General features: G+C 36.3%; 10 protein-coding genes and 1 riboswitch. Of the genes, 1 reads left to right on the top strand and 9 read right to left on the bottom strand.

What is annotated here, in order from left to right; all coding sequences use genetic code 11:
• Window positions 1–121 precede the first annotated feature (121 nt).
• Both ACFX5D_RS05185 and ACFX5D_RS05180 read right to left on the bottom strand, forming a co-directional pair.
• On the bottom strand, window positions 122–1,375 hold the full coding sequence (locus ACFX5D_RS05185; RefSeq protein ID WP_379857180.1) for a dicarboxylate/amino acid:cation symporter: 1,254 nt from the start codon (window positions 1,373–1,375) through the stop codon (window positions 122–124).
• Between the two features lie 103 nt (window positions 1,376–1,478).
• Window positions 1,479–2,078: an outer membrane beta-barrel protein gene (locus ACFX5D_RS05180; RefSeq protein WP_379857179.1), complete on the bottom strand. Its 600-nt coding sequence runs from the start codon at window positions 2,076–2,078 to the stop codon at window positions 1,479–1,481.
• 177 nt (window positions 2,079–2,255) lie between these two features.
• Here ACFX5D_RS05180 and gldA point away from each other — a divergent pair, with 177 nt between their 5' ends.
• Window positions 2,256–3,152: a gliding motility-associated ABC transporter ATP-binding subunit GldA gene (gene gldA, locus ACFX5D_RS05175; RefSeq protein WP_379857178.1), complete on the top strand. Its 897-nt coding sequence runs from the start codon at window positions 2,256–2,258 to the stop codon at window positions 3,150–3,152.
• Window positions 3,153–3,314: 162 nt separating this feature from the next.
• Here the strand turns inward: gldA and metF are convergent, their stop codons facing one another.
• The 7 genes from metF to ACFX5D_RS05140 all read right to left on the bottom strand — a co-directional run bounded on the left by metF (window position 3,315) and on the right by ACFX5D_RS05140 (window position 13,817).
• On the bottom strand, window positions 3,315–4,271 hold the full coding sequence (gene metF / locus ACFX5D_RS05170; RefSeq protein WP_379857177.1) for a methylenetetrahydrofolate reductase [NAD(P)H]: 957 nt from the start codon (window positions 4,269–4,271) through the stop codon (window positions 3,315–3,317).
• Between the two features lie 82 nt (window positions 4,272–4,353).
• A complete protein-coding gene (gene metH / locus ACFX5D_RS05165; RefSeq protein ID WP_379857176.1) occupies window positions 4,354–7,032 on the bottom strand; it encodes a methionine synthase in 2,679 nt (892 codons plus the stop codon).
• A 584-nt stretch (window positions 7,033–7,616) separates the two neighbouring features.
• On the bottom strand, window positions 7,617–8,666 hold the full coding sequence (locus ACFX5D_RS05160; protein ID WP_379857175.1) for a homocysteine S-methyltransferase family protein: 1,050 nt from the start codon (window positions 8,664–8,666) through the stop codon (window positions 7,617–7,619).
• Between the two features lie 278 nt (window positions 8,667–8,944).
• Window positions 8,945–9,062, bottom strand: a riboswitch (SAM riboswitch).
• Between the two features lie 80 nt (window positions 9,063–9,142).
• Complete coding sequence (locus ACFX5D_RS05155; RefSeq protein ID WP_379857174.1) at window positions 9,143–10,195, bottom strand: NAD(P)/FAD-dependent oxidoreductase; 1,053 nt, start codon at window positions 10,193–10,195, stop codon at window positions 9,143–9,145.
• Between the two features lie 108 nt (window positions 10,196–10,303).
• Window positions 10,304–10,885, bottom strand: coding sequence for a precorrin-2 dehydrogenase/sirohydrochlorin ferrochelatase family protein (locus ACFX5D_RS05150; RefSeq protein WP_379857173.1), 582 nt, complete (start codon window positions 10,883–10,885; stop codon window positions 10,304–10,306).
• 75 nt (window positions 10,886–10,960) lie between these two features.
• A complete protein-coding gene (gene cobA, locus ACFX5D_RS05145) occupies window positions 10,961–11,734 on the bottom strand; it encodes a uroporphyrinogen-III C-methyltransferase (protein ID WP_379857172.1) in 774 nt (257 codons plus the stop codon).
• Entirely contained in the window at window positions 11,727–13,817 is a 2,091-nt protein-coding gene (locus ACFX5D_RS05140) for a nitrite reductase (RefSeq protein WP_379857171.1), read from the bottom strand. Before ACFX5D_RS05140 ends, cobA begins: the two co-directional genes overlap by 8 nt.
• Between the last annotated feature and the right edge of the window lie 33 nt (window positions 13,818–13,850).

Below are 13,850 nucleotides of genomic sequence, written 5' to 3'. Positions count from 1 at the left end.
AAAAAGAATTCTTTGTTAAACAACCTTTTTATTATCAAATACTTAAATAAATGATTTTTAACTTAGGGTTTATTACAGATTTCAAAATGACTTTTCCTTTAATTTTAATTTAAAATAGCAATTAAGAAGATCTCTTAACCGACAGCCACCTTTTTCCATCAGCAATTCGGGTAATCAACATCGATGAAACAACATCGCCATTGGCATTTAATAAAGTAGCCATAGGATCTACTAAAGTCCCAACAATCATAGCAGCCGGTAATGCTTGTTCCATTGGGAAACCATAAATTGTAATAGCTAAAATCTCTCCTATGTAACCACCGTTTGGAATTCCGCCTTCAACCACCGATACGATTACTGTAATACCTAATGCTAACAGTAAAGTGTGTGGGTCCGTAAAATCCTTTCCAAACATCGCAAAAATAACCGCAATCTTTATAACTGATGACATGCTCGATCCGTCTTTGTGTAAAGGCGCTCCTAGTGGTATTGCAATATTGCGTATATGTGCCGGTATGAGCATTTTCTCCGTTGCTTCTAAATTAGCTGGAATTGTCGCAATGCTGCTACAGGTCCCCAAAGCTGTTAATGACGGTGTAATATTATTTTCCCAAAATATTTTTAGTCCCTTTTTTCCTCCAGCGATAAAGGCATACAAACTAAAAAATACGACAAAATAGAAAGCACAAACTGCATAATAAAGTCCCAAAGGCTTAGCATAGGCCCCAAATAGTTGTGGTCCGAAAATTCCAACTTGATACGCAAAGTAAGCGCCTAATCCTATTGGAGCGGTTTTCATTATCAGATGCAGTAATTGTTTCATTACTTCATTTCCTGAATTTAGAAAATCTCTAAAACTGGTGCCTTTTTCACCCGAACGTAAACTGGCAAAGCCTATTAAAAAAGAGAATATAATTAATGCCAACATGCTTTTTCGAGAAAGCAATTCATAAAAATCTCCTGCTGTCAGCAATTGAGTAATTTGCGATCCTGCATTTCCACTTTGAATACTTTCCAGTGGTATTTTTGAAATAATGATATCTTGATGAATCGGAAAAAGTAATACTCCAATAATCATTAGTATTGCCGAAATAAGTACCGTACTTAAAAACACACCGATGACAATCACAAATAGTTTTCCTAATTTCTCTGATTTTTCTAAACTGGCAATCGAAGATGCGATGGTGAAAAAAATCAACGGTATTATCGCTGTAAACAGTAAATTCAGAAATATATCGCCCAAAGGCTTAATTACTTCTACTTCTTTTCCAAAAACTAAACCCAATATACTTCCTGCCAGAATCCCGCCAAGTAGCAATAAAATACTTTTGTAGTTTTTCAAGAAACTGCCCGATTGTGTATTTTTTAAATTCATATTTATATAGTTTAGGGTAAATATATAAATCTTAATGAGATTATTCTAAAAATAAAAAGCATCCGTAAAACGAATGCTTTGTTAAAATTAAAAAGAATAGGAATTAAAAATTTTTTGAAATTCCTGCAGAAAATGTTTGGCCAAAAGTGAACTCAAAATTTTTTGTTTTTTGAAAATTATTAGAATCATTTTCAAAAGTGACTTTGTTAGAGTTATATCCTAATCCTCCAAAACCAAAATTTAATGCAAACCCATTTTTGATTTTAAGTAATAATGCTGGTGTGACACTTACACCAAATCCATTTGATTTATTTGTATTTACTGTTGTACTATTAGTATTCGCATAGTTTCCACTACCAAAATTATAACCTGAACCTAAATCTGCATATACTTCAAAAATTTCACTTAATGGTTTTGAGTAGCGAACAAATGCGCCTATACCGTAATAGTTTGATTTACCATTGCCTGAATCTGTTTCATTTTTAGTAAATGAAGCATTAGTTTGAACACCAACTGTCAAATAATCGGTAAATTGGTAGCCAACTTTCGGCATAATACCAAAATTATTTTGAGTCGCATGATTTCTAGAAGAATTTACTTTCTGGGAATAAAATCCGACACTTCCTGATACCAAGTACGTACCTTTTTGAGCATTTGCAAAGCTAAAAATAGTCAATGCAAGAATCACTAATGTTTTCTTCATAGTTTGTTTGATTTGTTTAAAATTAATATTTAATTAACAAGAATAATGCCATTTTATTGCAACATTGATTTAACCTATTTAATAAAATATTAATAAGTTATAAAATATAATATAAAAAAATTTGGTTTAATTGAGTACTATTCATTTTCTGTTTACTTTTGCAACAAATAAAATTCCATGTCAATAGAAGTAAATAATATATCCAAAAGTTATGGTGCCCAAAAAGCATTGGATAACATCTCGTTTTCTATAAAAAAAGGAGAAATCGTTGGTTTTTTAGGTCCAAATGGAGCTGGAAAATCGACTTTGATGAAAATATTGACAACCTACATCAATGCCGATGAAGGTATTGCACTAGTAAATGGAAATGATGTAAACACCCAACAAAAAACGGTACAGCTTTCTATTGGTTATCTTCCGGAACACAATCCTTTGTATTTGGATTTATATGTGAGGGAATATTTAGCTTTTAATGCTGATGTTTATAAAGTAGCCAAATCCCGTATCGAAGAAGTGATTCAACTGACCGGTTTAAGAACTGAGAGTCATAAAAAAATAGGACAATTATCTAAAGGATATCGACAACGTGTGGGACTTGCCAATGCGTTATTACACAATCCCGATGTTTTGATTCTTGATGAACCAACCACTGGTTTAGACCCAAACCAATTAATCGAAATTCGAAATGTGATTAAAAACGTAGGGAAAGACAAAACCGTTTTTCTATCTACGCACATTATGCAGGAAGTAGAAGCGATTTGCGACCGTGTGATCATCATCAATAACGGCAAAATTGTTGCCGATAAAAAATTGGGCAACTTAATTTCAGAGGGCAAAGAACAGGTTATCGAAGTAGAATTTGACTATAAAATCGAAGAACAAGCCATTGCTAAAATCGAAAATCTTGTTTCTTATAAAAATACGCACGACATGATTTGGGAATTAACTTTTAAAGCAGACAAAGACATGCGTCCCGCTGTTTTTGACTTTGCGAATGCCAATGGTTTGAAAACCTTACAGCTGAATCAGAAGAACAAAAATCTAGAGGCTATTTTTAGGGAGATTACGAAGTAATTATCAGTATTCAGTTTTTTTTTAGTAATCAGTGTAGTTTTCCATAAAAAAGAAAATATGTTGATAACCATAAAATCGCTAGCCCAGATAGCCGTGAAAATCCTTTTCTTGTCTCGTTTTTTGAGACAAGAAAAGATTGTAACAAATAGCTGGAAAAAGCTCTTAAAAAACCTTACTCGCTATTTGTTGGATATTTTCTGATTTTCCCATAGAATAATAGTGCAGGACGGGAACACCGGCAGCTTTCAATTCTAAAGATTGTTGAATTGCCCATTCGATTCCTACTTGTCTGATATCAGCATTATTTTTACACTGGTCAACTGCATGAATCAAATCTTCCGGCAAGTCGATTCTGAAAATTTGTGGCAATACTTGCAGGTGCCTTTGCACTGCAATAGGTTTGATTCCCGGAATAATAGGGACCGTAATTCCCATTTCTCTAGCTTTGGCGACAAACTCAAAGTATTTTGCATTGTCAAAAAACATTTGGGTTACTACATAATCAGCACCGGCATCTACCTTTTCTTTCAGCCTTTTTAAATCTGAAATTAAGGAAGGAGACTCCAAATGTTTTTCTGGATAACCTGCAACTCCAATACAAAAATTGGCTTTATTATCAATATCCATCACATCATGCAAGTACTTTCCGCAATTCAATTGGTTGATTTGTTTCACCAAATCAACCGCAAAATCATTTCCTCCTTGTTTCGGCACAAAAGATTGTTCATCTTTCATAGCATCACCACGCAATGCCATCACATTATCAATTCCCAGATAGTGACAGTCCACCAATAAATACTCGGTTTCTTCTTTAGTAAAACCACCGCAAAGCACGTGAGGAACTGTATCTACGTTATACTTGTGCTTGATAGACGCACAAATTCCAAGCGTTCCAGGACGCATTCTGGTTAATTTTTTTTCTAATAAACCATTGCCTTTATTAACGTAAATATACTCCTCGCGAGAAGTTGTTACGTCTATGAAAGGCGGTTTGAACTCCATTAACGGATCAATATTATCGTATAATTCCTGAATGCTTTTGCCTTTTTGAGGCGGAATAATTTCAAAGGAGAATAAGGTATTTCCTTTGGCGGCTTCTATATGTTGTGTTACTTTCATTCTACAATTATGAGTTATAAATTATGAGTTATGAGTTGAAAAATCTAAAATAAAAATTAGTTAATCAACAATCATAAATCAATTAATCTGCTATATTCGGGTTCAACCATTTCATCGCTACTTCGGTTGGAATGCTTCTTCGTTTAGCGTAATCAATAACTTGGTCTTCTTTTATTTTTCCAAGTCCAAAATACTTACTTTGTGGATTTCCAAAATAATACCCAGAAACCGAGGAAGCGGGCCACATTGCCATACTTTCAGTCAAGGTCACTCCTATTTCTTGTTCTACACTCAGTAATTTCCAAATCGTTGGTTTTTCTAAATGGTCAGGACAAGCGGGATACCCTGGAGCCGGACGAATTCCTTTATAATCTTCAGCAATCATAGCCTCGGTACTCAAAGCTTCATCTGATGAATAACCCCAAATTTCTTTTCGTACTTTTTCATGCAAATATTCCGCAAAAGCTTCCGCAAAACGGTCCGCCAATGCTTTCACCATAATCGAATTGTAATCGTCTAAATCTCTTTCGAATTCAGCCGCCCACTCATCAACACCAAAACCTGTAGTAACACAAAATGCACCCATAAAATCGGTTTTACCGCTGTCTTTCGGAGCAATAAAATCTGATAAGGCAATATTTGGAGCTCCTTTTGTTTTTTGTGATTGCTGACGCAACGTCAAAAATTTCTCTAACACTTTTCCGTTTTCATCACTTAACTCAATGTCATCATCGTTCACTTGATTCGCTGGAAAAATTCCGTAAATTCCTTTAGCGGTAAGTTTCTTTTCTCTTAAAATAACTTCCAACATTTCATTGGCATCCGCAAAAACGGAAGTAGCTTGTTCCCCAACAACAGTATCCGTTAAAATAGCAGGATATTTTCCGAACAATTCCCATGTTCTAAAAAATGGTGTCCAATCAATATAAGGAACCAAAACATCTAAATCGACTTCGATTGTTTTTACTCCAATAAAATTGGGCTTTATTGGATTGTAATTCTCCCAATCCAATTTTAGTTTGTTGACACGAGCTTGCTCAATAGTCAAAAAGTTTTTATCGCGCGAACGATTCAAAAAGGTCTCTCTAAAAGCATCATAATCAGCCCTGATATCGCTTGCATATATCTTTCTATCCTTGTTTAATAAATTCCCGGCAACCGTTACGGCTCTCGAAGCATCATTTACATGGATAACCGTTTCTCTGTATTGTGGCGCAATTTTCACGGCAGTGTGCGCTCGTGAAGTGGTTGCTCCACCAATCATTACAGGAATTTTTATGTTTTTTTTGTCTAATTCCTTGGCTAAATAAACCATTTCGTCAAGCGATGGTGTAATTAATCCGCTTAATCCAATAATGTCAACATTATGCTCTATGGCTGCTGCAATGATTTTCTCCGGCGCAACCATAACCCCTAAATCTATGATTTCATAATTGTTACAGGCTAAAACAACCGAAACAATATTTTTTCCAATATCATGTACATCTCCTTTTACAGTCGCCATCAAGATACGACCTGCAAAACTGGAGACCCCATCTTTTTCAGCTTCAATGAAAGGCAACAAATAAGCTACTGCTTTTTTCATTACTCGTGCTGATTTTACCACTTGCGGCAAAAACATTTTACCCGAACCAAATAAATCCCCAACTACATTCATTCCCGTCATCAAGTTGATTTCGATAACTTCGATAGGTTTTGTAGCCGCCAATCGAGCTTCTTCAACATCAATTTCTATAAATTCATCGACTCCTTTTACTAATGAATGCGTTAAACGTTCCTGGATGGTACCTGAACGCCATTCTTGAACCGCTTTTTCATTATTCTTTACATCCCCTTTTACATTTTCGGCAAAGTCTAACAACCTTTCGGTGGCATCATCGCGTCTGTTTAGAATTACATCCTCAACGCGTTCCAAAAGATCTTTTGGAATTTCATCGTAAATAGAAAGCATCTCTGGATTTACGATTCCCATCGTCATTCCGTTTTGAATAGCGTGGTACAAAAAAACCGAGTGCATCGCTTCCCGAACCGTGTCATTTCCTCTAAACGAGAACGAAACATTACTTACCCCACCACTAATATGCGCATGCGGAAGATTTTCTCTAACCCATTTGGTTCCTCTAAAGAAATCCAAGGCGTTCTCGCGGTGTTCTTCCATTCCTGTTGCCACAGGAAATATATTTAAATCGAAAATAATATCCTGCGGAGGAAAACCAACTTTATTTACCAAAATATCATACGATCGCTGGCATATTTCTACCCGACGTTCGTAATTATCAGCTTGTCCCGTTTCATCAAAAGCCATAATAATTGCCGCAGCACCATAGCGCTTAATCAATTTAGCGTGATGAATAAATTGTTCTTCGCCTTCTTTCAAGGAAATCGAATTTACCACACTCTTTCCTTGCACTACTTTTAGACCCGCTTCAATAATATCCCATTTCGAGCTATCAATCATGATTGGAACTCGTGAAATATCAGGTTCGGCAGCAATTAAATTCAGGAATTTTGTCATGGCATATTCGCCATCAAGCATTCCTTCATCCATATTAATATCGATGATTTGCGCGCCACCTTCCACTTGCTCTTTGGCAATACTGAGCGCTTCTTCGTATTTTTCTTCCTTGATTAACCGAAGGAATTTTCTAGAACCCGTAACATTCGTTCGTTCACCAATATTTACAAAAACGCTTTCTGGCGTAATGATTAAAGGCTCTAATCCTGATAATACAAGGTTTCTTCTCTTTTCTGCGTGTGCCATTTTGTTTTATTTAATCCTGCAAGGTTTCAAAAACCGTGTAAGTCTAGCTTTTTTTTGTTTATTTCTACCTTTTTTAAAACGTGTAGTTCGTTTTGTTTCTTTTTATTTTGGGCGTGACCCAAGGGTCGGGCTATTCGTTGCAAGTCCTCGACTAATTCCGCTTCGCTTCATTTGTCTGTGGGCTTTTCACTGCTATCCCTCACGCGGATATTGCTACTAACATAATCTATCATTAACAGAATATACTCGTAATCCTAATTTCTATTTCATTCAACGGAATAAATTCCGTTGCTACAAAATATATCGTTCCTACGGAACTCGTACTTCGCTAGTGCTAGCGTCCCGCTCGTGCCTATTCTAAATTATAATTCTATATTTCAAAATCTATTTATCCTGCCTTTGTTAGTGGGCACGAGCTAGAAGCTCGCGCTAGCGCGGGGTTTAATTTATTTAATGACTAAAAGAACTATTCTTCCAACCGATTGTACCCATTCCAATTTGAAAATCAAATATCCGTCGAACGTTTAATCCCACAATATATTTTTTTAATTTATGTAAGATGAAATAAATCGCATCTCTACGTTTTACATAGTCGCTGTTGAAACTCTAGGTTTGTACTCTTTTGCAATATCAGCAATCAATTTGATATGTTCCGGCGTTGTTCCGCAACAACCGCCTATGATATTGACTAAATTATCGTCTAAATATTCTTTAATAAAGGCTTGCATCTGCTCCGGGGTCTCATCGTACTCTCCAAATGCGTTAGGCAATCCTGCATTAGGATGCGCCGAAACATTGAAGGAAGTGTTTTGCGCCAATGTTTGTAAATACGGTTTCAGCAAATCAGCTCCTAAAGCACAATTAAAACCTACGCTCAACAACGGAATGTGCGAAACCGAAACTAAGAAAGCTTCCACGGTTTGACCTGAAAGTGTTCTTCCTGATGCATCGGTAATTGTTCCAGAAACCATGATGGGAATGTCAATATCGCGTTCGTCTTTGACTTCTTCAATAGCGAAAAGTGCCGCTTTGGCATTTAAAGTGTCAAAAATGGTTTCCACCAATAATAAATCACTTCCTCCGTCAATCAAGGCTTCAACTTGTTGTTTGTAGGCAATGCGCAAATCATCAAAAGTTACGGCTCTATATCCTGGATCATTTACATCGGGCGACATGCTTGCCGTTCTGTTTGTTGGTCCTATTGAACCGGCCACAAAACGAGGTTTTTCTGGATTTTTTGCTGTAAACTCATCGGCTACTTCACGCGCAATTCGTGCCGATTCATAGTTTAATTCGTAAACAAAATCTTCGAGATGATAATCCGCCATTCCTATGGTTGTACTTGAAAACGTATTGGTTTCTACGATATCAGCTCCCGCTTCAAAATAGGCTGCGTGAACAGCCCGAATAGCTTGTGGCTGCGTGATTGACAACAAATCGTTGTTCCCTTTTAAAGAATGTGGAAAATCTTTGAAACGCTCTCCACGAAAATCTTCTTCTGAAAAATTGTAACGTTGCAACATGGTTCCCATAGCTCCATCGAGTATGAGTATATTTTTTTTAATAGCTTCTTGAATACTCCCCCTAGCCCCCGAAGGGGGAACTCCAATACTGTCTTTTATATGTTCTGACATATCTTGTTTTTTAAATATAATATGGTTTGGTTTGATTGTTGCAAAAACAACAATTGATCACCCTTTAGCCCCGATTGCAGCGCTATCCTTTTTTTATTTTACCCTATTAGGACTTTGAACCCTAATAGGGTAAAATAAAAAAAGATATAGCGGAAAGCGGGAACGATGACAGCAAAAATTGCGCCAATCATTCGCTCCTAATACTGAAATAAATTCAGTTAGTAAATATCGATATGTTTGTCAAGAAAAGGTTTGAGAAATACTGTGGAAGTATTCTTGTGTTATCTATCTTAAATGCTGAAAAAACCAGAATAAAGTAGAATGTAGCACCTTCTTTAAAGATAAAGGGTTGCTAAGGTTTCATCGGGTCTTTCCCTCCGCCTTTCGTGATAACTTTCAATAAAAATAGGAACACTGCAAAGTAAAGACATAGCGTTAATACTTGCAAGTATTAACGCTATATTTTTTTACTAGTTTTATATTATGGCTTTTACCACTGCTTTAGGAGCCTCTTTACGAGTTCCGTCGAATCCGTCAACACCAGAAACTGTTGTATATTTCAATACATATTTCTTACCTGGATTGATGATTTGGTATGCTGCCTGGCACATTAAAGTCGCTTCGTGGAATCCACAAAGAATCAATTTTAATTTTCCTGGGTATGTATTTACGTCACCAATGGCAAAAATTCCCGGAATATTCGTTTGGTAATCTAAGGCATTATTTACTTTGATTGCATTTTTTTCAATATCCAATCCCCAGTCTCCGATAGGACCTAATTTTGGCGTTAATCCAAAAAGCGGAATAAAATAATCCGTTTCGATAGTACGGTGCGCACCATTTTCCTCAATATCAATTGACTCTAAATGTTCGGCACCATTCAAACCAATTACCTCCGCAGGCGTAATCATTCTTATTTTTCCTAAATCTTTCAATTCTTGTACTTTTTCAACAGAATCTAAAGCTCCTCTAAATTCATTTCTACGGTGAATCAAAGTCACCTCAGAAGCAATTTTAGACAAGAAAATACTCCAGTCCAAAGCGCTATCTCCTCCACCGGCAATTACAACTCTTTTGTCTCTGAATTTCTCCGGGTTCTTAATGAAATATTTTACTCCTTTATCTTCATAAAATTCGATGTCTTCGATAAGTGGTTTTCTTGGTTCAAAACTTCCTAATCCACCAGCAATCGCCACAACCGAAGCATGAAATTTTTTCCCTTTATTTGAGGTTACAATAAAACTTCCGTCTTCTTGTTTTTCTATAGTTTCTGCACGTTCACCAAGTGTGAATCCTGGTTCAAACTGCTTGATTTGTTCCATTAAATTACCCACTAAATCTCCAGCTAATACTTCCGGAAATCCTGGAATATCATAAATAGGCTTTTTTGGATACAATTCTGAAAGTTGTCCGCCCGCTTGTGGTAAGGCATCTAAAATATGACATTTTAGCTTTAACAATCCTGCTTCAAAAACTGCAAATAAACCTGTTGGTCCGGCTCCTATAATTAATATGTCTGTTTTAACCATTTTTTTATTCTTTATGTAATGTAATTGTACTTAACTATTTTATTGCAAATTAACGATTGATTTTCACTATGTAAAATGATAAATATCATTTAGTAATTTGCGCTACTTTTATTTTTTGTTTTTTAATGCTTCTGTGATTTCGTTCATTTTCTGCACTTTTTCTTCAAAATTTCCTTTTAGCGTCTTGCGGTATTCATTCAGGTTTTCGACCATTTTATTGATGTCATCCGGAATTATTTCTTCGAAAAACTCCCGTAATCTTTTGGCAGTTGTCGGTGATTTACCGTTGGTTGAAATGGCTATTTTCACATTTCCTTTGGTTACGATTCCGCCCAAATAATAATCACATAAATCCGGTGTATCGGCAATGTTGCAAATCAAATGTCTTTTTCGACACAAGTCGAATACCCGTTTATTGACTTTCAAATCATCGGTGCAGGCAATTACCATATGGCGTTTGCGAAGCATCCAGCGATTGAACTTTTTATAGGTCAATTTTACCAAAGGATGTTTTTGTACTAGCGTTTCCAGTTCCGGTAAAAACTTCGGTGCTACCACCTCAACATTGGCGTTAGGACTGGATTTTAGCATAAATGATAACTTTTCTAAACCTACATTTCCTCCGCCTACAATAAGTACATTGAGTTTGTGTAGTTTTAAAAAAACTGGATATAATTCGTTCCTTTCCATTACTATCTTATTTTCCTCTCCCCAACCCTCTCCTTCGGAGAGGGTTGGGGAGCTTGAATAATTTATACTTATTTTTTATGCAATGTTACTTAAAATCAATTCTTCGTAAAATCCTTTTAACTTGCTACTTTCTTTTACCACTTCTCCAATAACAATTATCGCTGGTGAGCTTAACTTATTCTTCGCCACAACTTCTTGGATAGTGTTAATCGTTCCAACACCCACTTTTTCTTGTGGAGTAGTTCCGTTTTGAATAATTGCAACTGGAGTTTCTCCTTTAAATTCTTTTTGAAATAAAGAAACAATTTGCGATAGCTTACTCATTCCCATCAAAATCACAACTGTTGCTGATGATTGCGCTGCGAGAGCTACATCATTCGACAAATTCCTGTCGGAAGTTGTGCCTGTAATGACCCAAAAACTTTCAGAAACCCCTCTTTTTGTCAAAGAAATTCCTTGGTAAGCGGGAACTGCAATTGCCGATGAAATTCCGGGAACTACAAATGTAGGGATTCCAAAACTTTCTGCATATTCTATTTCTTCGCTTCCACGGCCAAAAATAAAGGGATCTCCCCCTTTTAACCGAACCACATTTCCATACGTAAGCGCATTGTCTACAATCAACTGATTGATTTGGTCTTGCGAATATTCATGTGCGCCAATTCTTTTACCCACAAATATTTTTATGGCCGTTTTTGGTGCGTGATTCATTATTTCTTCATTGGCCAGCGCATCATATAAAACCACGTTCGCTTCAGCAAGTGCTTTAACTCCTTTCAGAGTAAACAAATCTGGATCGCCAGGACCAGCACCCACTAAAGTTACTTTTGGTTGTATTGTATTATGCATCAGCTAAATCTTTGGCTCTGTATTTTTCTATTTTATCAAAAAACGCAACTCCTTCTTGAATGTATTTTTGTGCAAATTCTGCCGAAGGCTCATTCGCTTTTATTTGATAAACTAACTCTTTAAAGCTTGAGTCCAATTCGATTTTTTTGCTTTCGATAAAAACAGTATCAAACAAATCGATAATTCCAGCGTGGTGATTTGTTTTTTGGTTTTCGGCCAGTAAAATTGCTTTGGCACCGTTTACAAAACCTGCGTAGGCTAAATAAATAGCATCCGCCCATTTTTCATCTTCAAAAGCTTCTTGTGCAAAAGTCATTTTATCTTTGGCTTCTAATATTAAAGTAGCCACTAAATCAATTACTACACCCGCGCATTCTCCTATTCCAACTGCTTTTACGTAGTTATCGGCATTTCCCCAATCTACAAAATCAGCCTCAGTAAGGTTTGTTATATCTGCTAATGGTTTCAAAAACTCATAGAAATATTTCTCTCCTTTGGCATCGTAATAATTCAAGAATGATTGTCCGTTTCCATTGGCATCAAAATCATTTAAGATATAACGCAACGCATCTGGTCCTCTTCTACTTGGAATTTTAATCACTTTATCCGAAAATCTTCCGTTTCCGTTTCCTAGATTTCCTCCGCCCAATAATACCTGAAGTGCCGGAGCAACCAGTTTTCCTGCATTGATTGACATTCCTTGGAAACCAATTTCGGACATATTATGTTGTCCACAAGCATTCATACAACCGCTAATTTTTATTGCGATTTGTTGATTGTTGCTGTATTGTGGGTATTCTGTTTTTAATACTCTTTCTAATTCATCTGCAATACCAGTACTACTTGCAATACCTAAATTACAAGTATCTGTTCCCGGACAAGCCGTGATATCTCCGATAGTATCATATCCTAAAGCAACAAAATCCAATTTGGCTAATTCTTGGTAAAAGAACGCTAGATTTTCTTCTTTAATATTACGTAAAACGATGTTTTGTCGTAATGAAAAACGCAATTCGTTAGCACCATAATTTTTAATCAAATCGGCTAATAATCGTGCTTTGTCTGTATAGAAATCTCCTAAAAGTACTTTGATACCAATAGCAACATAACCCGTTTGTTTTTGTGCAATCACATTCGATTTTTTCCAAGCTTCAAAAGCTTCAACATCCTCGATCGTTACTGCTGGTACTGCCAATAAAGGTTCAGTAATTGGGCCTTCAAAAGCGGTAGTGTCTATCTCGTAAGTATGGAAAGGCAATGCTTTTTTCTCTTCTTCAACCAAACGTAAAAACTCATCACGACCTAGGTCTTTGATTAAGAATTTCATACGCGCTTTCAAACGTTTTGCTCTTTCTCCGTAACGGTCAAAAACTCTAATTATACCTTCGGCAGTTGGAATAATTTGATTCACCGGTATAAATTCTGAAAGCAATTCGGCGTGACTTGGTTGAGAACCTAAACCTCCGGCAAACATTATTTTGAACCCTTTTTCGCCATTTACAATTTTTGGAATAAATCCTAAATCATGCAAATAACTCAAAGCAGTATCTTTATCTGAAGAGGAGAAGGAGATTTTGAATTTACGCCCCATTTCCTGACAAATTGGGTTACGCAATAAATATTGAAACAAACCGTGTGCATAAGGCGATACGTCAAAAGGTTCGTCAACATCTACACCAGCTAATTCGCTTCCAGTAATATTACGCACAGTGTTTCCACAAGCTTCTCTCAAAGTGATATCATCTTTGGCTAACTCAGACCAAAGCTCAGGTGTTCTATCTAAACTCACATAGTGAATTTGAATATCCTGACGGGTCGTAATGTGCAAACGTCCTGTCGAATATTTATCAGATACTTCAGTAATACGCTTCAATTGCTCGCTAGTCACTTTTCCGTATGGCAATTTAATACGAATCATTTGCACACCTTCTTGACGTTGACCGTAAATACCACGTGCCAAACGAAGACTGCGAAAACGCTCATCGTCAATTTGTCCACTTCGGAAGGAATGAATTTTTTTCTCTAAATCGATAATCTCTTTTTGGACAATCGGATCTTCTATTTCGGTTCTAAAACTTTGCATCTTTTTTAGCTTTTAGCTATTGCCTTGGGCTTT

Source organism: Flavobacterium fructosi, assembly GCF_042787335.1.
Taxonomy (GTDB): Bacteria; Bacteroidota; Bacteroidia; order Flavobacteriales; family Flavobacteriaceae; genus Flavobacterium; species Flavobacterium fructosi.
This window is presented reverse-complemented; position numbering and strand designations above follow the sequence as displayed.

Coding starts and splice junctions, on each gene's coding strand:
- ACFX5D_RS05185 (WP_379857180.1), bottom strand. CDS start 1,375: ATGAATTTAAAAAATACACAATCGGGCAGTTTCTTGAAAAACTACAAA.
- ACFX5D_RS05180 (WP_379857179.1), bottom strand. CDS start 2,078: ATGAAGAAAACATTAGTGATTCTTGCATTGACTATTTTTAGCTTTGCA.
- gldA (WP_379857178.1), top strand. CDS start 2,256: ATGTCAATAGAAGTAAATAATATATCCAAAAGTTATGGTGCCCAAAAA.
- metF (WP_379857177.1), bottom strand. CDS start 4,271: ATGAAAGTAACACAACATATAGAAGCCGCCAAAGGAAATACCTTATTC.
- metH (WP_379857176.1), bottom strand. CDS start 7,032: ATGGCACACGCAGAAAAGAGAAGAAACCTTGTATTATCAGGATTAGAG.
- ACFX5D_RS05160 (WP_379857175.1), bottom strand. CDS start 8,666: ATGTCAGAACATATAAAAGACAGTATTGGAGTTCCCCCTTCGGGGGCT.
- ACFX5D_RS05155 (WP_379857174.1), bottom strand. CDS start 10,195: ATGGTTAAAACAGACATATTAATTATAGGAGCCGGACCAACAGGTTTA.
- ACFX5D_RS05150 (WP_379857173.1), bottom strand. CDS start 10,885: ATGGAAAGGAACGAATTATATCCAGTTTTTTTAAAACTACACAAACTC.
- cobA (WP_379857172.1), bottom strand. CDS start 11,734: ATGCATAATACAATACAACCAAAAGTAACTTTAGTGGGTGCTGGTCCT.
- ACFX5D_RS05140 (WP_379857171.1), bottom strand. CDS start 13,817: ATGCAAAGTTTTAGAACCGAAATAGAAGATCCGATTGTCCAAAAAGAG.